Below are 24,394 nucleotides of genomic sequence, written 5' to 3' on the forward strand. Positions count from 1 at the left end.
TAATTTGGAATTGTATTTATAGCATTCAAAATTATATATTTGTAAAATAGACTAGATAATAAAAAAAGCATGAGGATATTAATCATAGGTGAAGGTGGAAGAGAATCTGCATTAGCAGCAAAGCTTCAGAAAGACTCTAGAGTGAGTCAAATGTTTTTCGCTAACGGAAACGCAACTACCGATGCAATAGGAAAAAATGTTCATTTATCAGAAATTAAAGAACTTAGAGATTTTGCTATTAAAGAAAAAGTAGATTTGACGATTGTTGGTCCGGAAGCACCACTTGTTGCAGGTTTGAAAGATGAATTTAAGAAGCATGATCTTAAAGTTTTCGGTCCGAATAAGAAAGTGGCAAGTCTCGAAGGAAGTAAAGCTTTCTCTAAAAAATTTATGCAGACCTATGATATCAAAACTGCAAAAGCTGTAGTATTTGATTCTTATCCTGAAGCAAAGCAATATATTCAGAGCCAGCAATATCCTTTGGTTATAAAAGCTAGCGGACTTGCCGGTGGAAAAGGAGTGGTAATCTGCGAAACTTTGGAAGAAGCAGAAGCTACAATCCACGATTTCATGATCAGAAGAATTTACGGTGATGCCGGAATTCGTTTGGTTATCGAAGAACATTTGGAAGGTTTTGAAGCGTCGATTATTGCATTCTCCAATGGTGAAAAAATATTCCCGTGTATTGCGGCAAAAGATTACAAAAAAGTAGGAAACGGTGATACGGGTCCAAATACAGGAGGAATGGGATCAGTGGCTCCAAGTCCTGAATTTGCTGAAGAGCATTACGTTGATTTCGAAAATAATATTCTAAATCCAACTGTAAAAGGTCTTAAAGCTGAAGGTTTCACATTCAAAGGAATGATTTTCTTTGGATTGATGATTACCAAAAACGGAACCTATTTATTAGAATACAACATGAGATTCGGGGATCCTGAAACTCAGGTTTTAATGGCTTTGATGGAAAATAATCTTCTTGATGTAATAAATGACTGTATGAACGGGAAAGACATCGAACTTAAATTTAAAGATGAAAAAGCAGTTTGTCTTGTCATGTGTTCTGGTGGTTACCCAAGAAATATTGAAGTAGGTTTTGAGATTACTGGTGAAGAAAAAGTAAGACACAGTCAGCTTTTATATGCAGGAGCAATTAAAAAAGCAGATAAAGTGGTTTCTAATGGCGGTAGAGTTTTGAATGTCGTTGCAACAGGAGCTACATACGACGATGCTCGCAAAAAAGTCTATGAAGATGCAAGTCATGTACATTTCGATTACGGCTTCTACAGAGAAGACATCGGAAAGTTTTAATATAAAATCGCAAAAAAAAGATTTGGAGAAATCCAGGTCTTTTTTTGTAAAGACTTTAAAAAAAGGTTAAGAATTTGGTTTTAACCAAAATTTAAAAAAATAGTTTAAAATATTTGAGTTGGTTGATTAAAATAAAACATAATTTTTGTCATTCCGGAGGAATCTGTGAAGTAATGATAAAAATTTAAAGGGCTTAGTTTCCTGCGGAATGACAAACGCACTTAAAAACTTTTAAAATCATTAAAATAACTCATAAATTATCAATCATCATTTATCAATTATAAAAAATGAATAACGGGATTATCATATTAGATTTCGGATCACAGTACAACCAGCTTATCGGAAGAAGAATCCGTGAGATGGGTGTGTATTCTGAAATTTTACCTTTCAACACACCATTAGAAACAATTTTAGAAAAACAGCCAAGAGGAATTATCCTTTCTGGCGGACCAAGTTCTGTAAACGCAGAAAATGCACATTTGGTTGAGAAAAAACTGTACGAACAGGGAATTCCGGTTTTAGGAATTTGCTACGGAATGCAGCTTACAGCACATCTTTTAGGCGGTAAAGTTCATAAAGGCGTAAAAGGAGAATACGGAAAAGCACATTTAGAAATCGTAAAAGAATCTTCATTATTAAAAGGTGTTACAGATAATTCTATTGTTTGGATGAGCCACTTTGACGAAGTGGGAGAATTGCCTGCAGGTTTTGAGTTAAATGCAAAATCTGGAGTAATTGCTTCAATTTCAAATGAAGATAAAAAAATATATTGTGTACAGTTTCACCCCGAAGTTTCTCACACAGAAGAAGGTGGAAAAATGCTGGAAAACTTTGTTTTTGCAATCTGCAATTCAGAGAAAAACTGGAAACTGACCAATTATATCGACAAAACTGTTGCTGAAATCCGTGAAAAAGTAGGAGATCAAAAAGTGATTCTCGGACTTTCCGGAGGTGTAGATTCCTCTGTTGCAGCAGTTTTAATTCATAAGGCAATCGGAGATCAGCTTCACTGTATCTTTGTAGACACCGGACTTCTGAGAAAAGACGAAGACGTGAAAGTGATGAAAAACTACGGCGAAAGTTTTAATATGAACATCAAGCTGGTGGATGCTAAAGAAAGATTCCTCTCAAAATTAGCAGGAGTGGATGATCCGGAAACCAAAAGAAAAATCATAGGAAACGAATTTATTTTTGTCTTCGACGAAGAATCTCATAAAATTGAAGGTGCTAAATTTTTAGCACAGGGAACAATTTACCCAGATGTAATCGAAAGTCAGTCTGTAAATGGTCCTTCAGCAGTAATCAAATCTCACCACAACGTTGGCGGACTTCCGGAAGAAATGGAATTTGAACTGCTTGAGCCTTTGAGAGAATTATTCAAAGACGAAGTGAGAAAAGTGGGTGAAGAATTAGGAATTCCTCACCATTTGGTTCACAGACATCCTTTCCCGGGTCCTGGTTTAGGAATCAGAATTTTAGGAGCTGTAGATGCTGAAAAAGTGAAAATTCTTCAGGAAGCAGATGATATTTTCATCGAAGAATTGTACAAAAATGATCTGTACGAGAAAGTTTCTCAGGCTTTTGTCGTTCTTCTTCCTGTGAAATCTGTCGGAGTAATGGGTGATGAAAGAACGTACGAATATACAGCAGTTGTTCGTTCAGCAAACACCATCGACTTTATGACTGCAACCTGGAGCAGACTTCCTTATGAGTTTTTAGATACGGTTTCGAGCAGAATCATCAACGAAGTAAGAGGAATCAACAGAGTAGCTTACGATATTTCAAGCAAACCCCCTGCAACCATTGAATGGGAATAATTTGATTTGAATTGATATATAAAACCAGCTTTTTAAGGCTGGTTTTTTGTGCTAAATAGTATCACTCTTACTAAATTTATTAGATCGGTTTTTTAATATATTTTTAAATCTTTGATAGGTTTGGTATATAACAATCAAAATTATAGTGTAATTAAAAACTTTCGTATGCTTCCGATTCTCAGGTTTATCCAATATTTTCTACATTTGTTCTATGAAAATAGCCTACCTCGGTCCACAAGCAAGTTTCACGCAATTGGCGGCATCTCAGATTTTTCCCAATGAAGAATTGATTTCTCAGTCGAGCATCTTAGATTGTTTCAATGCAGTGAAAAATAATGAAGTTGAAAAAGCCGTTGTTCCTTTGGAAAACTCGATTGAAGGAACTGTTTCGATGACGCTCGATTATCTCTATGATTTTGAAGTTTTTATAGAAACTGAATTGATCATGCCGATTGCACATCATCTGATGATTCATCCTGATAATGAAACTTTTGAAAAAGTCATTTCTCATCCGCAAGCTTTGGCGCAGACTTTCCATTTTAGATATGATAATTTTAAAGATGTTCCGTCGCAGGATTTCAGTTCTACAGCGGCTTCAGCGAAACTGGTTTCAGAAAATTCACATGAAAAATGGGCAGCAGTTGCGAATAGATATTCAGCAAAACTGTATGGTTTGAAAATCATTTATGAAAATATTCAGGATTTTGAACAAAATCACACCAAATTTATTGTTATTTCAAAAAGTAAAGAAAATCTACAGCTCGATTTATTAAAAACGTCAGAAAAAACTTCTTTGATTATAACACTTCCCGAAGATCAGGCAGGAAGTCTACATCAGGTACTTTCCGTCTTTGCATGGCGAAAAATGAATCTATCAAAGATCGAAAGCCGTACTCTTAAAACCGGTTTAGGAAATTATTTTTTCTTCATCAATGTTGCGGGTGAATGGCATAATGTTTTGTCACAAAATGCCATTGATGAAATTATTTCTTTAGGTTCTAATGTGAAATTTTTAGGACATTATAATGAATATACTTTTTCGGAATAATTTGATCTGTTATAATGTAATTATTGCATAATTTTTTTTAATTTAACTCTTTGAAATTTTCACAAATGATAGATAAATTAAAAACAAAAAATACAGTTACAGACGAGTTTAAATATGTTGCTAAACTTCTCAGCCGGGCAACATTAAGTTTTCTGAAAGTCAATATCATTGGGCAGATTTCAATAGTTATTTTGTGCGTCATTACAATCATTTTAATTATTGCTCAGACTTTTAATAATGGCGGCGGTCCTGTTCATACAAACGGACAAGCTGCAGTTTTTGTGTTATTTTTAGCAAGACCTATTTCTTTCGGTTTAACTATCTTGACTATTTTCGGAGCTCCATTTTTGCTGTTTACATTAGGAAATAAATATGTGATGACTCGTACCATCAACAGATTGATTACTGATAAAGGCGAGCAAATACTTTTCCCGATTATTGACAGGATTTTAAATAAAGTAAAGGCCAATCAACCTCAATTAATGCAAAGCGGAGTTGATAAAACTAAGCTTCAGCTTAAAGTTTTGCAGGAAATCAGAGATTCCAAAGAAAATAAATGGTTCAAAAAAATTATTGCTTATGGTTTTAAAAAGATCGAACTTAATGAAATTGACTTCAAAGATGAAAATGTAAGCTTTACCGAGATTATCAAGAATAAAATCATCGATAAATTAAAAGATATTTCAGAACCAGGCCGGCTGTTTTTCTATCTTATTCTGGGATGGCAAACTTTGATTTTATTGTTGACGGTTTTTAAAGTGATATAATTTTTTTAAACCAAGTAGTAAACTGCAATATCAAAAATAATTTTCAATAGGAATAATTTTTGAACTTACTTTGCAACTCAATTCATCCTCAAAATTATGTTTGATAAACAACAGCGAAAGCTTAAAAGATCGGGAAAACTGATTTCCGTTTTAAGTAAATACGGATTTAAAGACATGATTGCCAGAATGGGCAAAAAACCGGAAGAAAGTTCTGTGCAACCTGATGAAATTGTTTCAAAAGGAACTGTTTACGAAAGAATTCGCCTCGCTTTGGAAGAATTGGGTCCCACTTTTGTGAAACTTGGGCAAACTTTCAGCAATCGTGAAGATTTGCTTCCGCCGGAATTGATTCAGGAGCTTCAAAAACTTCAGGATAGGGTGGAAGTTGTGGAAATGAATGTAGAAGAGATTCTTGAAAATGAATTTAATATTGTTCCAAAAGAATATTTTTCCGAGATTAATTCAAGACCTTTAGCAACTGCATCCATTGCGCAGGTTTATAAAGCGATCTTGATGAATGGTGATGAAGTCATTTTAAAAATCAAAAAACCAGATGTTTTATCAGTCATTGAAGACGATTTACTTTTGATTAAAGATTTAGTCAAACTGATTTCTACCTATTCTGAAATCGGGTCTAAATTAAATTTAAAACAGGCAATTTCCACTTTTGAAAAATCTTTGCTCGAAGAAGTTTCTTTGGTTAATGAGAGGAATAATATCAATCAGTTTGCATTAAACTTTAAGAACAGTAAAGAAAATTACGTTCCGAAAGTCTATGATGAATTTTCAAACAACAATGTTTTGTGCATGGAGTTTATCGACGGCATAAAAGTGACCGATAAAGAAGAATTGCTGAAAAACGATATTGATCCGGTTGTTGTTTCTGAAGTTGGTTTGAGGCTTTTTGTTTCTCAGATTTTAGATTACGGTTTTTTTCATGCCGATCCTCATGCCGGAAATATTTTAGTTAAAAAAGACGGAAAGGTAGTCTTCATTGATTTTGGTGCAGTAGGAAAAATTCAGCCGAATGACAAAGAGATACTCGAAAGTCTCATTGTGGCTTTCGTTGCCAAAAACTCAAATAAAATTGTCCGTTATCTGAAGAAAATGGCGGTCAGTTATGAAATTCCTGATGAAAGAAGATTTGAAAGCGATGTTGAAGAAGTTTTAAATTTTGTTCACAGCACATCTCTGAAAGATATTGATCCAAATATAATCATCAATAAAATGAAAGATGTACTGAAAAATAACAGGTTATATATGCCCGATTATTTTTATCTTTTATTTAAAGGAATAGGTTTAATAGAAGGTGTGGGAAGAACCATTAATCCGGATTTGGATATTGTGAAAAGTCTTCAACCTTACACCAAAAAAATATTTACAAGAAAACTCAGTCCAAAAAAACTCCTTAAAAAAGGAATCGATAAAGCGATGACTTTCACAGAGAATATCGATGAAATTCCTAAAGAACTAAGATCTGTTCTACAGAAATTAGACGATAACAGCTTTACGATTTCAAGTGAAATTAAAAATATTGAAAAGACGAATAAGTTGATTAAGACTAGTGTTATTAATCTTATATTAGCCATGATATTGGGAGCAAATATTATTGCGACAGCAATTGTTTTTGTTTCAGAATCCGGACCTAGGATTGGCGAAATGTCTGTGATAGCTATTTTAGGGTTTTGTTTTTCAGTTTTGTTGGTGATTATTTTGTTGCTAAGAATTTTACGAAAGTAATTTTTTAATCTCCCGCAGATCTCACAGATTTTTACAGATTTTTGAAAATGAACATTGCCACGAATACATGAATAATTGACAATTATTTAAAAATTAATATTTGTGCATTCATGGCCAATCTGGAAATATATGTTCTGAAATTTACTGTTTAAAATAGATTTAGAAGATAGTCATCCGTATAAATCCGTGAAATCTGTGGATGAAGAACTTCCTGCTTCAAACATCCATCTTCCAGCCTAAAAATACAAAAATTAATTGTCTATCTTTGCAAAATGGAAAAACTCACTTTTGCAGACTTTGACATTCCGGTTAAAGTTCTTGATGTTTTAGCAGATTTAAATTTATTTGAACCCACTCCAATTCAGGAAAAAAGTATCGGTCCAATTCTTTCGGGCCGTGATGTAATGGGAATTGCGCAAACAGGAACGGGAAAAACACTTGCATATTTATTACCGGTTTTAAAGACCTGGAAATATAACAAGAATGGAAATCCTACAGTTGTTGTTTTGGTTCCTACAAGAGAATTGGTGGTTCAGGTAACTGAAATCGTAGAAAAACTGACAGAAAATCTTACTGCAAGAGTTATTGGGATTTACGGTGGAAAAAATATCAATACACAAAAATTATTGTTTAATGACGGTTGTGATATTTTGGTAGGAACCCCGGGTAGAATCATGGATTTGGCAATTGATAACGCAATTTCTTTAAAAGAAGTACAGAAATTAATCATCGATGAATTCGACGAAATGCTGAATCTTGGTTTCAGACCACAGTTAACGCATATTTTTGAAATGATGCGTGAGAAAAGACAGAATATTCTTTTCTCTGCAACGATGACTGAAGCGGTTGATGATATGCTGGATGAATATTTTGCGGGGCCGATTGAAATTTCATTGGCAAAATCAGGAACTCCACTGGAAAAAATTGAACAGACTGCTTATAAAGTTGAAAATTTTAATACAAAAATCAATTTGCTTGAGCATTTATTGAAAAGTAGTGACGATATGTCTAAAGTATTGATTTTTGCCAATAACAAGAAACACGCTGACTTGCTTTTCACTCAAATCAACGAGCTTTTTCCTGAAGCATTCGATGTTATTCACTCAAATAAATCTCAGAACTATCGTTTGAAAGCGATGAAACGTTTTGAAAATGAAGAAATCAGAGGTTTAATAACAACTGATGTAATGGCGAGAGGTCTTGATATTTCAGATATTACCCATGTTGTCAATTTTGAGACGCCAGAAGTTCCCGAGCAGTATATTCACAGAATCGGTAGAACGGGTAGAGCAGATAAAGATGGTAAAGCAATAACTTTTGTTGCAAAAAAAGAAGAAGAATTGGCTTTGGATATCGAATTGCTGATGAACAAAGAACTAGCTTACATCGATTTCCCGGAGACTGTAAAAATCAATCCTAAAAAAATTGCTTCTGAAGAAGATCAGATTGTAATGAAAAATCCGGCTCAGGTGAAGCTTTTCGATGGGGGCGGCGCTTTCCATGAGAAAAAAGATAAAAATAAAAAAGAAAACTGGGGTGGTCCTTCAAAAAGAAAAACTCCAAAAAAATTCGGAGCAAACAGAGCGCAACAGAAAGCAATTTCGAAATCTAAGAGAAAGAAATAAAACTGAAATAAATTTTAGCTATTTTCAAAAAACAAAAACCAATTCCAGAAGGAATTGGTTTTTTATATTTTTACCAAAACAAAAATAATTTTGTCATCAATGTTATCTCCATTTACATCTTCATAGTGATCGACCAACTGTATTTCGTTTTTTGTACGGCTTATAATCTCAACATTTTCATTATCAATGACTAATTTTTTATTAGGATGATCATAAGAATAAGGTAGAGTAACAATTCCTGTACTCACACAGCTTCCACTTGTATTACTTTCAAAAAGATTGATCACAAGACTATTGTTTGATTTAAAATCATAAGTGCTCGTTAAATAACATCCTTGAAACATTTCATTTGAAATAGTCACACCATTGCTTCCCGAAACTGCAATTTCTCTCGATGGTTGCCATATTCCGACAAGCGAAAATTCGTTCACTGGCTCATCATCATCATCATTTTTCGAACATGAGTTGAAAACTAAACCTGTAGATAGGATGCTAAGCAGTAGAAATTTTTTCATTAAATTCATTTTAGTATGCAAATTAAAGGAAATTTTATCAAATGATAGTGAATTTATAAATCACTTATAGATCATCATCATCTTCATAAAGAAAATTAAGCTCATCGTCACGCTGAATGTAATCCTTTGAAATCCCAGGTGGATTAAAAAGTCCCCAATCATCAACAATAAAATGTTTAGGATTAAAACCTTCTACCCATTCTGCAAAAAGAATTCTAAATTCTTCAACCAGATCACGGACGATTTTATAATATTTTACGTCTTCGAAACCAAACATTTGGAGAGTGTTACCGCCGATCATAATATCTCGTGCTGCTTTTCTGATAAGCGCAGCATTCTCCATTTTAATGTCGTAAAGCTTTACAGCTTCGGCACCGGAAATTTTAGCCTGAATAATCATGATGTCTCCCAAAAGGTTTTCCTTTATTTCTTTCAGATAAACATTATTTTCCGGGAATAGATCTGTAATGGTTTTCAGAGCGTGATAAATATCTTCAGATTTTTAAAAATCGGAGTATTTCTTGATGAGCGATTCATTTATTACTTCATGTAAGGATTCATCACAGATGTCCACAATCTATAACCTTCCGGAGTCATGTGAAGCATATCTTCTACAAACAGATCTTTGCGGATATTTCCGTTTGAATCGTTCATCACTTTAGTAATGTCTATGAAATCGGCATTTTTTTCTTTTTTCATAAACTTTGCCATCTTTTTGTTGGCTTCTTTCATTTGCGGCCAAAGTTTTTCTCTGCTTGGAGAATATTTTATCGAAATATAATCAACCTGAGTATTCGGAAACTTTGCACGAATTTTCTTATAAAAAGTTTTGTATCGATCTACAACGACGTCGGCTTTCAGTTTATCATTGTCAGCAAAATCATTTTCTCCGCAATAAATGATGATTTGTTTAGGTTCATAAGGATTTAATAAATCTTCTGAAAAATAATTCAAATCAGTTAATCTCGAACCGCCAAAACCTCTGTTAATAATAACTTTTCCCGGAAAATAGTCTGAAACATTCTTCCATTTTGTAAAAGATGAGCTTCCTAATAATAAAATAGAATTTTTAGGTGGAGCTGTATCCTGATCAATTTTTTTGAAATTTTGAATGTCTTGCCAGAACATTGGCTGTTTTTCCTGGGCGAAAATCAGGACGAAAGTCAGCAATAAGAATGCTGAAAAAATCTTCTTCATTGTTTCTAAATTTTTATGAAAATAAATATAATAAAAAACTCCCGTTTATCGGGAGTTTAGTGTTATCTTTTATACGTAATATACGTTGGGTCTGGCTTCATGTCGCCATCTATATCTATATTATTATTCATCTGCATTAAGCGTAGTTCTGTATTACTCAGAATCACAACTTTATACACACGCTCCTGATCATTATTGTATTTAGTCACCATTTGTTTGGTTTCTGTGCTATAACCATAAGTTCCTTCTGTTTTTTGACTGGTACATGATGCATCTGCTCCTGAAAACTCAGTATAAGAAATATAGTAATCGGTTCTAAACTCTGTAATACTCTTTGCAGCACAACCAGTAGGAGCAAAAGTTTGCAAAACTGATTCGTTATCAGCTCCTGATATAATTTCCATTTTAGCTGTTTTCCATTCGCCTTTCAGCATATCCAATTCGTATCCCTGTACATCGTCATCTTCACATGATGTAAGAGCTAATGCAGAAAAGGCAAATAAGAGTAATTGTTTTTTCATTTTCACAAATTTAAGAATATGCTAAAATATAAATTAATTTGTAATATCTGTAATGAAATCAAGCTTTTTTAAACAAATGTTTGCAGAAAAAATAATGACAGCCAAAAAGCAGAACTTTAAAAACAGAAGATAAAAAAATCGTCTGCCAAGTTTAAGCTGTCATTTTAATTAATAACTCATTTCTACAATTTTGAAAGCATCTTTTGGGGAAAGGTTTTTATTTTCGCCCAAACCAGACCAATTTCTTTCAGTAAAAGCTTTTTCAATTCTCTCTGCTGTTCCGTTAAAATTCTGAGTATAGTCTGAAAGTTTTGTCTTAATATTTAAACTTTGGAAGAACTCTTCCATTTTTAAAATGGCCTTTTCAGCTTTTTCTTCAACGTTTCCTTCAGTAATTCCCCAAACTCTTTCAGCATATTGAGCCAATTTTCCTTTTTTGGTCTCGAAATTATAACGATAATGTGAAGGTGTAATAACAGCTAAAGTTCTTGCATGATCAATTCCGTAATAAGCAGTTAATTCGTGTCCCATTGCATGAACTGCCCAATCAGTAATCACTCCTTTTTGAATTAAACCATTCAAAGCCATTGTGCAGCACCACATGAAATTTCCTGCAGCATCGTAATCAAATTCTTCCGACATTACTTTTGGAGCAGCATTTTGAAGACTTATTAAAATACTTTCAGCAATTCTTTCCTGAAGATCTGCAGAAGACGGAGCTGTCATATATTGTTCTAAAACGTGCGTATAAGCATCGGCAATTCCGTTTGCAATCTGATTTTTTGGAATTGATCTGATCACTTCAGGATCTAAAACCGAAAACTGTGGAAATAATCCAGGTCCGCCCGAAGATAATTTTTCATTGGTTTTTCTTCTTGAGATGACATAGCCTGAATTCATTTCAGAACCTGTCGCAGGTAAAGTTAAGATAGTTCCGAAAGGCATTCCTTCACCTTCGAAAGTACGAACAGGTTTTGTCAGAATTTCCCAAGGCTCGCCCTCATAATTTGCAGCAGCTGAAAGAAATTTAACACCATCAATTACAGAACCGCCACCAACAGCAAGAAGATAAGTGATGTTGTTTTCTTTAATAAATTTTAAAGCATCAATTAAAACTTCGTATTCCGGATTGGCAGGAATTCCACCAAATTCGTGTAAGTCGTGGTCTTTTAAAGCTTCTTTTACCTGGTTATAAACACCATTTTTTTTGATGCTTCCGCCTCCGTAAATCATTAAAACTTTGGCATCTTTGGGAACTTCAGTTGAAATTTTTGCAATTTCACCTTTTCCGAAAAGTATTTTTGTAGGATTTTTAAACTCGAAATTAAGCATTGTTCTAATTTATTTACATCAAATGTAAGCATAGAAATACAAAAACTGAGTTAAGAAAATTTTAAAATTTGAATGATTTAATTTTATTTAAACTATTGAAATTTAGCTTGAATTTAAATTATTAAAAGAGAACAATATTTTAATTACAGATATTTAGATTTTCTTGATTTTATTTCAGCATTAATTTGGCTAATACTAATGAAAATAGGCATTAAAGACATTAAACTTCCTACAGCAACGGCAATTAAAGCAAAATTTTCGGAAGTCATTGCAACATAGAAAAGTACAGAACAGGCAATTATTATCACAATTCCCAATCCTATTGCTAAACTTTTGACTGTTTTTTTCTTTGATTCGAGTTGTTCTAAACTGAGGTCAGATAATTTATTGAGTTTCATCACTTTTAATTTTTAGTTTGATACATTTAGTGTAATATATTGTTTCTTGTGTTGCATAGGCATTTTCAAGTTATTGCAAGAATTTTAAAAAACAGAAACAAAGTTTTTATTATCGAAATATTTTAGAGTTTGTTATCACGAAACTACAAAAAAATAGGGAATTTCTTAATTAAAATTCCCTTAACGTAGAAAAATATTGACTGTAAATTGTTCATTAATTAACGTTTTATCTATTTCTTTAAATTTATTGGAAAACAATTTTATAATGACCCTTTTCGTCTTTTACATCAATTGCAATTCCTGTAAACGTTAATTTATTGATTTGATATCCGTCACATCCCGAATTAAATTCTGATGATTCAATTGAAAATTCAAAATTTTTAAGATTTGAACTGAAAGTGTAATTTTTTGTACCATTGTAAGCTCCGACATTTTCTAAAAGAACTTTGTCATCCGATGTTTTCGTAAGCTGAATTGCTGTCTGATTTTCCTCTTTAATTGAATATTGAGTCAGCGTTCCGTTGGTAATCAGATTTTCATCATTAGAATTTACAAATTCAAAAACAATCGGTTGCGGCGGATTGTAGCAGGTTTCTGCGCAAGCTGTGAAAAGAAACGAGATTAAAAGAAATATGATTAATTTTTTCATTTAAATTTTAATTGGTGAGATTTTTTCAAAATTAAATAATATTAATGCAATATTTTATTATTTGCCTTAAAAATTATTGCTATTTATTTATAAAATTACCACATTTGTTATATGATACACGACCAGCGCGCAGAAAAATTCAGGCAGATTGTGGAAAATAAGTTCCAGATCTACAATTCTTTGTTTATGAGCCTGCCTTATGATAAGATGACTAATATCGGGATGCTGCTTCCGTTTCTTTGTGAAGAAAGTAAAATTGGGTACGATCAGGGAAAAACTCCGGTAGAAATTGTAGAAGAATTTTTTAAAAATCATACCGATTTAGAAACTGAAGAACAAAAACTTGAACTTCTTTTTAAAATCATTCAATATATTGAAAGACAGGTAGTTTTGTTTGATAGTATTGAAGATGCAGCTTTCCCCGGATTACATTCTGAAAGTGACAGCGGAACGGTTACCAATCTTTATGAAAGATCTTTTCACGATCACAAATTGGAAAAAGTACGTGAAAAACTGAAAGATTTTACTGTTAAAGTTGTTTTCACAGCACATCCGACACAGTTTTACCCAAGTTCGGTTCAAAGAATTATTCATGATTTGCGTAAAGCGATTACGGATGACTCGATTACAAATATTGACACCCTTTTACAGCAATTAGGAAAAACACCTTTCGTCAATAAAGAAAAACCAACTCCGATTGATGAAGCATTGAGCATCATACATTATCTGCGTTACGTTTATTATGATACGATTGGAGAACTCTTTACGAAAATCAGAAAAACTTTTGATAACGGACATTTTAATCTTCATGAAGATATTATTCAGCTTGGTTTTTGGCCGGGTGGAGACCGCGATGGAAATCCATTTGTCACAGCTGCGGTTACGAAAAGAGTTTCGGAAGAACTTCGTACAGCGATTTTAAAATCTTATTACGGAAATTTAAAAGATGTAAGAAGAAGACTAAGTTTCCGAGGTGTTTCTGAAATTCTGACTCAATTAAGCAATGAATTGTACAGTGCTATTTTTAGAAATGAAAAAATTACGACTGAAGATATTTTAACAAGATTAAATGATGTTGAAAAAATATTGGTAAGCCAGCACAATTCTCTGTTTTTAGATTTGCTGCAAAATTTCAGAGATCGTGTGAAGATTTTCGGAACGCACTTTGCCACTTTGGATATTCGTCAGGACAGCAGAATTCATCAGAAAGTTATTGATGATGTTTTTGCAAAACTTTTTGGAGATATTGAAGCTGATCACATTGAAAAATTTAATAAACTAATTGAGATTTCAGAGAAAATTGATACTGATTCTTATGACGAAATTGTTTCCGATACCTTAATCAATGTTGCCCAGATTAAAGAAATTCAGGAGTCAAACGGAGTTCGTGGAATGAATCGTTACATAATTTCAAATTCTGACGCGGTGAAAGATGTGATGAATGTGTATGCATTTTTCAAAATTTCAGGTTATCAGGATGAAGAAATTAAGATGGATATTGTTCCGCTTTTTGAAACAATGGAAGGTCTTGCCAACGCTGAAAATGTGATGAATGAACTGTACAGAAATCCTGTTTATCAGAAACATTTGGAAAGACGGGGAAATCAACAGACAATTATGCTTGGTTTCTCAGACGGAACAAAAGACGGCGGTTATCTGAAGGCAAACTGGGAAATTTATAAAGCTAAAGAAGTTTTAACCCAACTTTCAGAAGAAAACGGAATTAAAGTTATTTTCTTCGACGGAAGAGGAGGTCCACCTGCAAGAGGAGGCGGAAAAACGCATGATTTCTACGCTTCTCAAGGAAAAACAATTGCCAATAATAAAATTGAATTAACGATTCAGGGACAAACGATTACCAGTATTTTTGGTAATAAAGAACAGGCAAAATATAATTTCGAACAGCTTTTGACGGCCGGAGTGGAGAATGATGTTTTCAAAAACTCCAAAAAAGATTTAACGGAAAAAGAAAGAGCATTAATCATCGAACTGGCGGATATTAGTTATAAAAAATATTCAGATTTAAAAGCTCATGCGATGTTTGTTCCGTATTTACAGGAGATGAGTACTTTGGAATATTACGGAAAGACCAATATCGGAAGTCGCCCTTCAAAACGTGGAGGCGACAGCGAACTGAAGTTTGAGGATTTACGTGCAATTCCTTTTGTAGGATCCTGGTCTCAGTTGAAACAGAATGTTCCCGGATTTTTCGGGTTTGGTTTTGCGATGCAGCAGATGAAAGAGCAGGGAAGATTTAATGAAGTTATTGACCTGTATAAAGGCTCGGATTTCTTTAAAACTTTGGTTTTAAACTCGATGATGAGTATGAACAAATCATATTTTCCATTAACATATTACATTAAAAATAACCCAAAATTCGGTGAGTTCTGGAACGTTTTGTTCACAGAATACAATCTTTCAAAAGATATTATGCTGGAATTGACCGGATTTAAATTGCTTCAGCAGGAAGATCCGTTGTCCAGAAAGTCGGTAAAGATTCGTGAGAAAATTGTACTTCCATTGTTGAGTATTCAGCAATATGCTTTAATGAAAATTCAGAAAGGAGAGGGAAATAAAGAGGCTTACGAAAAGTTGGTAACACGTTCTCTGTTTGGAAATATCAATGCAAGCAGAAATTCTGCTTAAAGAAAAATAATTTTAAAGCTAAAAGAAAAGAGACTGCTATTTATGGCAGTCTCTTTTTTGATTATAAATCCAACTTATCATTGGGATTTGGCGTTTCACTTGTTTGATTGATTAGATTTATACTCGTAGGTGTTACTAAAGGTATTCCGTCTGCATCAAGGCGTTTTTTTATTTTTTCTAACGCTTCACTTTTGATATGAATCATATTTGATCCAACAGCAATCCAGAATTTTGCCTGAAGATTGAAAATTCCCTGTTTTAGACTGGTGAAATTTACTTCTGCCGTTTCAAGTTTATCTATATTTTCTAAATTTTTAATAACATCTAAAATACCTTGCTGTGCTTTACTTATGTCTTCATCCGCAGGAATTTCAAAATCTAAAATAATTCTTCTTTGTGGGGATGCTGTAATGTTATAGAACGGAGCATTAAAAATTACCTGATTGGGAATGTAAGCTTTTTTCCCGTCGTCTGTGATGAGTTTTGTGGTTAAAAAACCAATATCCTGCACGGTTCCTGAGTGATTTCCTATTGTAATATAGTCTCCAATTTTAAAAGCTTTGTCAATTCCGATCAGCATTCCCGAAAAAATACTTGAAACCAAATCTTTCAAAGCGACACCGGCAATGACACCGGCAACTCCTAAACTTCCGATAAATTTCCACAGAAAGCCGCTGAATCCCATTATTTCTAATGCAATGAAACTTCCCATCAACATAATCATGAATCTGAAAATACCGATGATGGTGATGACTGACCCTTCCTTCTTTGTGTTTGGAAAGACTTTATGCATGATTTTTACGGCAAGCTTACTCAGATATTTACTTGTAAATAAAAAAAACATAAATACCAGAACCCCTACGACAAGTTTGGGAGTAAGTTTTGCGAATGTAATATACCAGTTTTGCAAAACTTTGTAAACGGTATCTACGTAACCTAAGCCATAATCCATAATTATTTTTAAATTTTAAAATATTTTTTAAGCAAAAATTTTGCCAGTTACTAAAAGTCTATTAAATTTGTAGACTAATAAAGAAATATTATGTCAATCAAATTAGGAGATACCGCACCAGATTTTCAGGCAGATTCATCAGTGGGAAATATTAATTTTTATGAATATTTAGGAAATTCATGGGGCATTTTATTTTCACATCCGGCAGATTTTACTCCGGTTTGCACCACAGAACTTGGTTTTACTGCAAAATTACAATCTGAATTTGAAAAGAAGAATACAAAAGTAATCGCACTAAGTGTAGATGGAGCAGAGGATCATAAAAAATGGATTAAAGATATCAATGAAACTCAGAATACGGAAGTAAAGTTTCCGATTATTGCAGATAAAGACAGAAAAGTTTCTGAGCTGTACGATTTTATTCATCCCAATGCTTCTGCAACAGCAACTGTGCGGTCTTTATTGATCATTGATCCTGAAAAGAAAGTAAGATTAATTATTACCTATCCTGCTTCAACAGGTAGAAATTTTAATGAGATCAGCAGAGTTTTAGACTCATTACAATTGGTAGATTCTCACAAAATTGCAACTCCAGTGAATTGGAATGATGGTGATGATGTGATTATTCCACCAGCAATTTCTACAGAAGATGCTAAAAATATTTTCCCGAAAGGTGTTACAGAAATAAAACCATATTTACGATATACACCGCAACCCAATAAATAGGCTTAGATTTTTTATTTATTATATATAGTTTAGTTTTAATTGAAAAAGCGGCTCAGAAAATTTTCTGAGCCGCTTTTGTTTTATTTAGATAAGACTAAATTATTTTATGTCGTTGGCAATTGCTTTTGCTTTTGAAGTTGGTAAATAAATACTGAAACCAACATTAAAACTGATTCTCGATGTTAGACCTTCATTTCCAACGCCTGTTACCCCATTATACTTTACTAATCCTTCAACCCCAATATTCGGTGTAATAAAGTAAGAATAGCCAGGACCTACTCCAAAGTCTAGTCCCGTAGTAGATATACCATTTTCTACATTAAATCCTCCAACTCCAACATTTCCTTCAAAAAACCATCTACCGTGATTTAGTAAATTATCAACTCCTTTTTCACCTGGAGATAAAAAATAACGTCCCAAAGCCCCAACTCCATAATCAAACTGTGTTGATTCTCCTGCTCCAGGTTTTGAAAATCCTAAAGTTACATAACCTCCAACTGCAATATTATCTTTTACAAAATATGCAGCTCTTGGTTGAAGCTTAATATCATACCCAGCTCCAGTATTTAATCCGAAGTTACTTGAAAGCAAAGTACTACCAACCATCCAGTTTCCTTCTTGAATTTGTGCATTTGCAGATGTAGTCAAACCAGCGATTGCTATTATACCTGTAAAAATTAACTTTTTCATAATTTATAATTTTAAATATTAATGTTTATTATTTTGACAAAACGATAAAATCAATAAATGTGCCACATCATTTGATTCGGAACATTTTTTCTTTGTTAACATAAACATAAAAAAAAATTACAAACCCTTAAGGAAGCTGATTTGTCAAGTTTCCGATTCATATAAAAATAAGAATTATTGCCAAAATAAGACCTGCAACCGTAAATTTGATACCTCTTTTAAAAGGTCTGCTTTTTGGATTAAACATCCAAAAACTTGATATTACAAAAAAGAAAAGGCATACACCAAAAAATGCATTGAGAGGAGAAAGGGTATCTTTAGACTGTGATTTGTGCAGCTTCGTCATTTTGTCTAAAACAAAGGGAAGTTCTTTTTTTGTGTATTTCGCCTGTCCTGTAGCAATGTTGTAAGTACCCTGTTTAAATTTTAAAATATCACCTTCTTTTTTTTCAACTTCAAAATTTTTGATTTTTAATTCTTTACCAAGTTGTTTTTCTGAAAGGTTAACAGCAATTTTTTTATCAATTTTATTTTCTTTTTTCAGAAAATCTGTATCTCTGTAAATCAGCAATACACCACTAACAGCATAAATCATCATAATTCCTGCCATGAAATATCCCAAATAACGGTGGGTAATCCTCATAAAACTTCTGGTGTCCTTAATTTTATCCATATACTCAGTTTTAAATTAAAAAGTAGAAGCTGCAAATTTGCAACTTCCACTTCGAAAGGGAAAATTATTTATTAAAAAAATTATAGTTTATAGGTCAGTGTAAAATAATAGTTTCTTGGTGCGATTGGGTTCACAGAATAGTTTTCGTGAACAGTATAATTCTCTACATCAAATAAATTTCCAACTTTTGCCTGGATCATGAATTTTTTCCACTCATATCCTGCAGAAATAGAAACTGTCGTAAAATCTTTCAGTTCAAAAGCTCTGCTTACTCCGTTTCTGGCTGCTAAACTGTTGGCTCCGGTTTTTGTGTCATTCCATCCTGCCAATCGATCACCAATGTAATATGCAGAAGCCCCAATTTTTAAACCTTTAACTATTTTCGTAAAAGTATAGAATAAAGATAAATTAGCTGTTGTAGCAGGAGTTCTTACCAATCTTTGGTTTTCTACGTAACCTACTTTTTCTGGCGTATCTAGATACACAGAATTGTTGTAAGAAATACCTCCGATAATTGATAGATTTGTGGTCGGATTTCCTGTAATATCTAATTCAACTCCTCGGCTTCTCATCTTTCCAACAAATTCTTTTAGATTTCTCGGATCTGTGGTCGCTAAACCTGTTGCAGGATCTATAAATGCCTGATAAAAATCTCTGTAAGAAATCTGATATAGCGAAAGATTAACCGCAACAGCATTATTCCATAAGTTTTTCTTTGCTCCCACTTCATACTGATCTACCATTGAAGGTTTTAGAGATTGAAGTGAAAATGCGTCTAATCCTGTATTGGCTACAAATGAGTTGGTATATGTTCCGAAAATTGATAGATTTTCATTTGGATTATAAACTAAACCAACTTTTGGGGATATTGCCTGATCTGAAGTGGCAGAGTTTTCCACTAATTTTTTTCCTGTTGTAGAATTAGGATTAACGATGTTACTGGTCGCTATTTTAAAATCTGTTCTTATAGTAGGCATATTTTCAATATATGACCAACGTAAGCCTGCAATTACCTTAAATTCTTTTGTAAGACTAACGAAATCTTGAGCATATAAACCAATTCTTCTCGTGTTGATTCTTGTTTTATTTAATGCTGTAGAGTTGGGCATTGCTCCAGAAACCCAAGTAGATGGGTCATCGAGGTAAATAGTTCCAGGTTGTCCGTTAATACCAGACAAACCATTTGTGCCAAAATAATAACTTGTACCAAAAACTTTGTTATTATCAGGATTATAATAAGTATAAGAATCACTCACTCCATAATCTGCATCAGTTCCAACCAAAACTTTGTGATTGATACTTCCTGTATTAAATTCACCATTTAAATTTACCTGCGCTGAAGTATAATTTTGCTCGTTATAAGTTCTGTTCAATGGTCTGTTCCAAGAAAGCTGGTTCGGTTTTACTGCAGCATAACCCCACTGAACTCTTTCTGTAGAAAAATAATCTTTGGTGTAGTTTTGATAAGAAACCGTAGAATTTAAAGACCAACTATTATTAAACTGATGATTAAATGTTGCATTGGTAGAAACCTGCTCAACATCCTGATACTGCCAATCTGTTCCTAAAAATACATTTCTTGCCAATCCTGTATTCATAGAATAGCTTCTATCTTTATTTTCAACAGCGCCAATTCCGAAATCTGGTGTAAAATTATTTTTAAGATAGTCAGCTTCAACAATTAACTGTGATTTTGGGCTTAAATTAAATACAAAAGAAGGATTAAAATAATATTTTTCAGACTGTACCACATCTCTGAAACTTTCAGCATATTCGTAAGCTCCATTTACCCGGAATGCTATGTTTTTACTTAACGGTCCGTAAATATCTACCGTTGGTTTGTAAGAATTCCAGCTTCCTGCATTTAAACCGATACTTCCGCCAAAATTAAATTTAGGTTTTTTCGTAATCATATTGATTACTCCACCTGCAGCCGTATTTCCATAAAGCATTGCATTGGCTCCTTTTAAGACTTCAACTCTCTCCAAACCGCTTACTTCCGGGAAAATACCACTGTTAATTCTCGATCCGTTTTTAAACATATTATCATTACCAAGAATAAAACCACGACCTCCAAAACTATCCTGAGAATTTCCTCTTGATGACGTTACATAGATTCCGTTTACGTTCTGTAAAACATCACTCAGTTGTCTGGATTGTTGCTGCTCGATAATTTCGTGAGTAACAATGGCAATAGGTTGCGGCGTTTCCATTATTGTCAGATTTGACTTGGTAGACATCGAAGTTGCCTTGTTTGGATTTCCCGATTTATGCAGATTTACATCTTCAATAGTTGTAATTCTCAGTGTATCACTTTCTGTATTTTTAAGCTGTGCACTAACTGCTACTGAAATTGCTAAAAATCCTAATGTGGTAATTTGTTTTTTCATTGGTTATTTAGAGCTATTTTAAATAATGGCAAATGTAGGATTCTTGTTTAGAATAATTAAAAATAAATTTCTGATTTTTATCATATTTAATTATCTTTTCGGGACAAAAAATCTTATGCTAAAATTTTAAATATCTTTGTTTAAAATAAATCTTATGCAATTGGTAAAAGTAGGTCTGTGTGCGTTCGGAATGAGCGGTAAAGTTTTTCATGCTCCGTTTTTAAAAGAACATCCCGGTTTTTTTATGTCGGCGATTGTGGAGCGTTCCAAAGAAGATTCAAAAGCTCAATATCCTGATGCCGTTATTTATCGCTCAGTAGAAGAAATGATTGAAAATGCTGATGTAGAATTGGTTGTTGTAAATACTCCGGTTCAGACTCATTTCGATTATGTGAAAAAAGCTTTAGAAGCTGGTAAAAATGTTATTGTTGAAAAACCTTTCACAGTAAGCGTTTCTGAAGCTCAGGAATTGGTCAATTTAGCTGAAAGTAAAAATCTTTTCCTTAGTGTTTATCAAAACAGAAGATTCGACAGAGATTATTTGCAGGTTCAGAAAGTTTTGGCTGAAGGAAAATTAGGCGAAGTAAAAGAAGTGGAAATTCGTTTTGACAGATTCAGGACTGAGCCAAGTGCAAAAGAGCATAAAGAAAATCCTGAATTAAACGGTTCCGGATCTATTCACGATCTTGGTTCGCATTTGATAGACCAGGCAACGCAGCTTTTTGGGTATCCTGAAAGACTTTTTGCAGATGTTTTTTCAATGAAAGGAGAGAGCCTTGCTAATGATTATTTTGAAATCCTTCTTTATTATAAAGGTAATTTAAGAGTGAGACTAAAATCTTCGGTTTTCACGAAAGAAGATCATTATGCCTATAAAATTCATGGAAGTAAAGGAAGTTTTCTACAGGAAAGAACTGATGATCAGGAAAACGAATTAGCAGGCGGAGCAATTCCTACCTACGGAAAAGACTGGACGAAACCTTTGCAAGAAGCCGATGGGATTTTAAATTATTTTAATGAAAATTCAGAGTCACAAAGAATTCCAACTTTTACTGAGCCGGGAAATTACATGAATTATTACCAGCAAATTTATGAACATATTGTTTTCGGATATGCTTTGCCGTCGCTTGGAAGTGAAGTTGTACAGAATATGAAAATCATTGAAGCTGCTCTTGAAAGTTCTAAGAAAGGGAAGGTTATTGATTTGAATTAAAACTTAAAAAATGAAAAAAAGAAGCTCAGGTTTTACGATTATAGGTTTGCTGTTTGTAGGAATCGCCATGACATTAGTAGATGATAATATGTATTTGAAATACGGATTTCTTACATTAGGAACTGCATTTCTGTTTTACAGTATTTTTACAATGATAAAGAAAAAATAGTTTCTGAAGAAATACAAAAAGAGATGTTCAGTAGATTTGAACAGCTATTTTTTATGTTTAATTCTAAATTGAATTTAAGCTTCACCCATCATTTCCTGAATTTCCAGCCATCTCATTTCGTGATTTTCCAGCTTTTCTGAAATACTTTCTAAATCTGCTGAAAGTTTTGAAATCTTATCATAATCAGCTTCATTATTCAGTTGGTCTAAAATCTGAGTTCTTTTTTCTTCAAAAGCAGGAATTTCTTTTTCAATGGTTTCAAGCTCACGCTGTTCTTTGAAAGAAAGTTTTTTCTTAGCTGGAAGTGGGGAGATCGGAACTGGAAGAACAGAGTCAACTTTTTTAGAAACTTCAGTTTTTTGTTCAGGTACTTCCTGCTTCTTGCTTCCCTCTTCCAACTTCTTATTTTCTCTGTATTCTGAGAAGTTTCCGATAAAATCTTTAATTTTTCCTTCACCTTCAAATGCTAAAATATGGTCAACAATTCTGTCCATAAAATAACGGTCGTGAGAAACGATAATCAAACTTCCCTGAAAATTTAAAAGGAAATTTTCCAACACCGTCAATGTAGGAAGATCAAGATCATTCGTTGGCTCATCAAAAATCAAGAAGTTTGGATTTTGATATAAAATATACATCAAATGCAATCTTCTCTTTTCACCACCCGAAAGTTTCGAAATCGGCGAATATTGAGTCTGATCGTCGAATAAGAATAATCTTAAAAACTGCGATGCGGTAATTGTTCTTCCGTTCGCTAAAGGAAAATTTTCAGAAATATCTTTAATGAAATCAATTACGCGTTCTTCTTCTTTATACTTAAGACCTTTCTGAGAAAAATATCCGAATTTGATAGTTTCACCCTTTTCAATTTCCCCTGAATCTTTCGGTTCAAAACCTTGGATGATGTTTAACAAAGTAGATTTTCCGGCTCCGTTTTTACCAACAATTCCTACTTTTTCACCACGCTGAAACGAGTAACTGAAATCTTTTAGTAATAATTTGTCACCATAGCTTTTAGAAATATCTTTAAGCTCAAGAATTTTATTTCCCAATCTCTTCATTTCAAAATCAAGCTCTAATTTTTCTTTACGGGTATCTGTTTTGGCAATTTTTTCGGTTTCGTAGAAATCATCCTGTCGAGATTTTGACTTTGTAGTTCTTGCCTTTGGCTGTCGACGCATCCACTCCAGTTCTTTACGGTAAAGGTTTTGAGCTTTGTCAATCGTCGAGTTCAAATTATCTTCACGAATCATCTTGTTTTCAAGATAAGTCGCATAAGCACCTTGATGAAAATATAAGTTCTGATCTTCCATTTCCCAGATAATTCCACAAACTGCATCAAGGAAATATCGGTCGTGAGTTACCAGAAGAAGGGTGATTTTTGCTTTATTTAAATAGTTTTCAAGCCATTCTACCATTTCCACGTCAAGGTGATTGGTCGGCTCATCCATAATTAATAAGGTATGACGATGCTCAGCTCTGGTTTCCGTTAAAAGTTTTGCTAATGCAACACGTTTAATCTGTCCACCGGAAAGCATTCCCATTTTAGCAGTCAGATCCGTGATTTTCAGTTGAGAGAGAATTTGCGTCATTTCATTCTCAAGATCCCAGGCTTTGTGAATCTCCATTTCAGCTAATGCAGTTTCCATCTCATCCGGATTTCCTGACAGCAATGCATGATGATATTTTTTTAAAGCTAAAATAGGCGCAGAATCTAGCGTCATCATAAATTCGTCAATCGTAAGATCAGATTCAAAATCGATTTCCTGATCAAACAAAACCACCTGAATGTCTTTATTAATTACAACTGTTCCGCTGTCTGCAATCTCTTTGCCCATCAAGATTTTAAGAAGGGTAGATTTTCCGCTTCCGTTTTTGGCAACGATGGCAATTTTGTCACCTTCATTGATGTTGAAATTGATGTTTTTGAAAAGGGTTTTTATTCCGTAAGATTTTGTAAGATTCTCAGCAGCAACGTAATTCATGAATATCTAAATTTTGTGGTGCAAAAGTACGAA

22 protein-coding genes are annotated in these 24,394 nt (G+C 33.4%); 10 read left to right on the forward strand and 12 right to left on the reverse strand.

The features are described from left to right. The first annotated feature begins 69 nt into the window (after positions 1 to 69). The 6 genes from purD (at position 70) to ACOOWA_RS04465 (ending at position 8,305) form a co-directional block, all read left to right on the forward strand. A complete protein-coding gene (gene purD, locus ACOOWA_RS04440) occupies positions 70 to 1,308 on the forward strand; it encodes a phosphoribosylamine--glycine ligase (RefSeq protein WP_421373470.1) in 1,239 nt (412 codons plus the stop codon). 287 nt (positions 1,309 to 1,595) lie between these two features. Beyond that, on the forward strand, positions 1,596 to 3,125 hold the full coding sequence (gene guaA, locus ACOOWA_RS04445; protein ID WP_421373472.1) for a glutamine-hydrolyzing GMP synthase: 1,530 nt from the start codon (positions 1,596 to 1,598) through the stop codon (positions 3,123 to 3,125). A 211-nt stretch (positions 3,126 to 3,336) separates the two neighbouring features. Next, positions 3,337 to 4,173: a prephenate dehydratase gene (gene pheA / locus ACOOWA_RS04450; RefSeq protein WP_421373473.1), complete on the forward strand. Its 837-nt coding sequence runs from the start codon at positions 3,337 to 3,339 to the stop codon at positions 4,171 to 4,173. Between the two features lie 65 nt (positions 4,174 to 4,238). Continuing rightward, entirely contained in the window at positions 4,239 to 4,940 is a 702-nt protein-coding gene (locus ACOOWA_RS04455) for a hypothetical protein (protein ID WP_421373475.1), read from the forward strand. Between the two features lie 96 nt (positions 4,941 to 5,036). After that, a complete protein-coding gene (locus tag ACOOWA_RS04460) occupies positions 5,037 to 6,680 on the forward strand; it encodes an ABC1 kinase family protein (protein WP_421373476.1) in 1,644 nt (547 codons plus the stop codon). A 272-nt stretch (positions 6,681 to 6,952) separates the two neighbouring features. Next, positions 6,953 to 8,305, forward strand: a complete 1,353-nt coding sequence (locus ACOOWA_RS04465) for a DEAD/DEAH box helicase (RefSeq protein ID WP_421373478.1) — start codon at positions 6,953 to 6,955, stop codon at positions 8,303 to 8,305. A 62-nt stretch (positions 8,306 to 8,367) separates the two neighbouring features. Here ACOOWA_RS04465 and ACOOWA_RS04470 read toward each other — a convergent pair whose 3' ends face one another. From ACOOWA_RS04470 to ACOOWA_RS04500, 7 genes are all read right to left on the reverse strand, one after another. Beyond that, positions 8,368 to 8,820, reverse strand: coding sequence for a lipocalin family protein (locus tag ACOOWA_RS04470; RefSeq protein ID WP_421373480.1), 453 nt, complete (start codon positions 8,818 to 8,820; stop codon positions 8,368 to 8,370). Between the two features lie 64 nt (positions 8,821 to 8,884). Beyond that, positions 8,885 to 9,232 (reverse strand): hypothetical protein, encoded by a 348-nt coding sequence (locus tag ACOOWA_RS04475; RefSeq protein WP_421373482.1) that lies wholly within the window; start codon positions 9,230 to 9,232, stop codon positions 8,885 to 8,887. Between the two features lie 128 nt (positions 9,233 to 9,360). Further along, positions 9,361 to 10,017 carry a GDSL-type esterase/lipase family protein gene (locus ACOOWA_RS04480; RefSeq protein ID WP_421373484.1) on the reverse strand — a complete coding sequence of 219 codons (657 nt, stop codon included), beginning with the start codon at positions 10,015 to 10,017 and terminating at the stop codon, positions 9,361 to 9,363. A 62-nt stretch (positions 10,018 to 10,079) separates the two neighbouring features. Beyond that, positions 10,080 to 10,538, reverse strand: coding sequence for a lipocalin family protein (locus ACOOWA_RS04485; protein ID WP_421373487.1), 459 nt, complete (start codon positions 10,536 to 10,538; stop codon positions 10,080 to 10,082). Between the two features lie 168 nt (positions 10,539 to 10,706). Beyond that, positions 10,707 to 11,870, reverse strand: a complete 1,164-nt coding sequence (locus ACOOWA_RS04490) for an iron-containing alcohol dehydrogenase (RefSeq protein ID WP_421373489.1) — start codon at positions 11,868 to 11,870, stop codon at positions 10,707 to 10,709. 143 nt (positions 11,871 to 12,013) lie between these two features. Continuing rightward, positions 12,014 to 12,268 carry a hypothetical protein gene (locus tag ACOOWA_RS04495; protein WP_421373491.1) on the reverse strand — a complete coding sequence of 85 codons (255 nt, stop codon included), beginning with the start codon at positions 12,266 to 12,268 and terminating at the stop codon, positions 12,014 to 12,016. A 244-nt stretch (positions 12,269 to 12,512) separates the two neighbouring features. Beyond that, positions 12,513 to 12,917, reverse strand: coding sequence for a hypothetical protein (locus ACOOWA_RS04500; protein WP_421373493.1), 405 nt, complete (start codon positions 12,915 to 12,917; stop codon positions 12,513 to 12,515). A gap of 111 nt (positions 12,918 to 13,028) precedes the next feature. Between ACOOWA_RS04500 and ACOOWA_RS04505 the strand changes: the two genes are divergently transcribed. Then, the gene (locus ACOOWA_RS04505) at positions 13,029 to 15,563 is read left to right on the forward strand and encodes a phosphoenolpyruvate carboxylase (RefSeq protein ID WP_421373495.1); all 2,535 of its coding nucleotides are present in this window, start codon (positions 13,029 to 13,031) and stop codon (positions 15,561 to 15,563) included. A 61-nt stretch (positions 15,564 to 15,624) separates the two neighbouring features. Here the strand turns inward: ACOOWA_RS04505 and ACOOWA_RS04510 are convergent, their stop codons facing one another. Continuing rightward, the gene (locus ACOOWA_RS04510; protein WP_421373498.1) at positions 15,625 to 16,515 is read right to left on the reverse strand and encodes a mechanosensitive ion channel family protein; all 891 of its coding nucleotides are present in this window, start codon (positions 16,513 to 16,515) and stop codon (positions 15,625 to 15,627) included. Between the two features lie 90 nt (positions 16,516 to 16,605). On the opposite strand from ACOOWA_RS04510, the gene ACOOWA_RS04515 reads away from it, so the two are divergent. Next, positions 16,606 to 17,241 carry a peroxiredoxin gene (locus ACOOWA_RS04515; protein WP_421373501.1) on the forward strand — a complete coding sequence of 212 codons (636 nt, stop codon included), beginning with the start codon at positions 16,606 to 16,608 and terminating at the stop codon, positions 17,239 to 17,241. A 99-nt stretch (positions 17,242 to 17,340) separates the two neighbouring features. On the opposite strand, the gene ACOOWA_RS04520 is transcribed toward ACOOWA_RS04515, so the two are convergent. The 3 genes from ACOOWA_RS04520 to ACOOWA_RS04530 form a co-directional block, all read right to left on the reverse strand. Continuing rightward, complete coding sequence (locus tag ACOOWA_RS04520) at positions 17,341 to 17,931, reverse strand: hypothetical protein (protein WP_421373502.1); 591 nt, start codon at positions 17,929 to 17,931, stop codon at positions 17,341 to 17,343. A gap of 157 nt (positions 17,932 to 18,088) precedes the next feature. After that, positions 18,089 to 18,604 (reverse strand): hypothetical protein, encoded by a 516-nt coding sequence (locus ACOOWA_RS04525; RefSeq protein WP_421373505.1) that lies wholly within the window; start codon positions 18,602 to 18,604, stop codon positions 18,089 to 18,091. A gap of 80 nt (positions 18,605 to 18,684) precedes the next feature. Then, the gene (locus ACOOWA_RS04530) at positions 18,685 to 20,994 is read right to left on the reverse strand and encodes a TonB-dependent siderophore receptor (RefSeq protein ID WP_421373508.1); all 2,310 of its coding nucleotides are present in this window, start codon (positions 20,992 to 20,994) and stop codon (positions 18,685 to 18,687) included. A 154-nt stretch (positions 20,995 to 21,148) separates the two neighbouring features. Between ACOOWA_RS04530 and ACOOWA_RS04535 the strand changes: the two genes are divergently transcribed. Continuing rightward, positions 21,149 to 22,207 carry a Gfo/Idh/MocA family protein gene (locus tag ACOOWA_RS04535; protein ID WP_421373511.1) on the forward strand — a complete coding sequence of 353 codons (1,059 nt, stop codon included), beginning with the start codon at positions 21,149 to 21,151 and terminating at the stop codon, positions 22,205 to 22,207. Between the two features lie 10 nt (positions 22,208 to 22,217). Beyond that, positions 22,218 to 22,376, forward strand: coding sequence for a hypothetical protein (locus ACOOWA_RS04540; RefSeq protein ID WP_421373513.1), 159 nt, complete (start codon positions 22,218 to 22,220; stop codon positions 22,374 to 22,376). 74 nt (positions 22,377 to 22,450) lie between these two features. On the opposite strand, the gene ACOOWA_RS04545 is transcribed toward ACOOWA_RS04540, so the two are convergent. After that, on the reverse strand, positions 22,451 to 24,361 hold the full coding sequence (locus ACOOWA_RS04545) for an ABC-F family ATP-binding cassette domain-containing protein (RefSeq protein ID WP_421373516.1): 1,911 nt from the start codon (positions 24,359 to 24,361) through the stop codon (positions 22,451 to 22,453). Between the last annotated feature and the right edge of the window lie 33 nt (positions 24,362 to 24,394).

The organism is Chryseobacterium sp. GP-SGM7, assembly GCF_049166575.1.
Lineage (GTDB): Bacteria > Bacteroidota > Bacteroidia > Flavobacteriales > Weeksellaceae > Chryseobacterium.

Coding starts and splice junctions, on each gene's coding strand:
- ACOOWA_RS04510 (WP_421373498.1), bottom strand. CDS start 16,515: ATGGATTATGGCTTAGGTTACGTAGATACCGTTTACAAAGTTTTGCAA.
- ACOOWA_RS04530 (WP_421373508.1), bottom strand. CDS start 20,994: ATGAAAAAACAAATTACCACATTAGGATTTTTAGCAATTTCAGTAGCA.
- ACOOWA_RS04495 (WP_421373491.1), bottom strand. CDS start 12,268: ATGAAACTCAATAAATTATCTGACCTCAGTTTAGAACAACTCGAATCA.
- ACOOWA_RS04525 (WP_421373505.1), bottom strand. CDS start 18,604: ATGGATAAAATTAAGGACACCAGAAGTTTTATGAGGATTACCCACCGT.
- ACOOWA_RS04490 (WP_421373489.1), bottom strand. CDS start 11,870: ATGCTTAATTTCGAGTTTAAAAATCCTACAAAAATACTTTTCGGAAAA.
- ACOOWA_RS04465 (WP_421373478.1), top strand. CDS start 6,953: ATGGAAAAACTCACTTTTGCAGACTTTGACATTCCGGTTAAAGTTCTT.
- ACOOWA_RS04480 (WP_421373484.1), bottom strand. CDS start 10,017: ATGAAGAAGATTTTTTCAGCATTCTTATTGCTGACTTTCGTCCTGATT.
- ACOOWA_RS04500 (WP_421373493.1), bottom strand. CDS start 12,917: ATGAAAAAATTAATCATATTTCTTTTAATCTCGTTTCTTTTCACAGCT.
- ACOOWA_RS04485 (WP_421373487.1), bottom strand. CDS start 10,538: ATGAAAAAACAATTACTCTTATTTGCCTTTTCTGCATTAGCTCTTACA.
- ACOOWA_RS04455 (WP_421373475.1), top strand. CDS start 4,239: ATGATAGATAAATTAAAAACAAAAAATACAGTTACAGACGAGTTTAAA.
- ACOOWA_RS04520 (WP_421373502.1), bottom strand. CDS start 17,931: ATGAAAAAGTTAATTTTTACAGGTATAATAGCAATCGCTGGTTTGACT.
- ACOOWA_RS04470 (WP_421373480.1), bottom strand. CDS start 8,820: ATGAAAAAATTTCTACTGCTTAGCATCCTATCTACAGGTTTAGTTTTC.
- purD (WP_421373470.1), top strand. CDS start 70: ATGAGGATATTAATCATAGGTGAAGGTGGAAGAGAATCTGCATTAGCA.
- pheA (WP_421373473.1), top strand. CDS start 3,337: ATGAAAATAGCCTACCTCGGTCCACAAGCAAGTTTCACGCAATTGGCG.
- ACOOWA_RS04505 (WP_421373495.1), top strand. CDS start 13,029: ATGATACACGACCAGCGCGCAGAAAAATTCAGGCAGATTGTGGAAAAT.
- ACOOWA_RS04515 (WP_421373501.1), top strand. CDS start 16,606: ATGTCAATCAAATTAGGAGATACCGCACCAGATTTTCAGGCAGATTCA.
- ACOOWA_RS04460 (WP_421373476.1), top strand. CDS start 5,037: ATGTTTGATAAACAACAGCGAAAGCTTAAAAGATCGGGAAAACTGATT.
- ACOOWA_RS04540 (WP_421373513.1), top strand. CDS start 22,218: ATGAAAAAAAGAAGCTCAGGTTTTACGATTATAGGTTTGCTGTTTGTA.
- guaA (WP_421373472.1), top strand. CDS start 1,596: ATGAATAACGGGATTATCATATTAGATTTCGGATCACAGTACAACCAG.
- ACOOWA_RS04545 (WP_421373516.1), bottom strand. CDS start 24,361: ATGAATTACGTTGCTGCTGAGAATCTTACAAAATCTTACGGAATAAAA.
- ACOOWA_RS04535 (WP_421373511.1), top strand. CDS start 21,149: ATGCAATTGGTAAAAGTAGGTCTGTGTGCGTTCGGAATGAGCGGTAAA.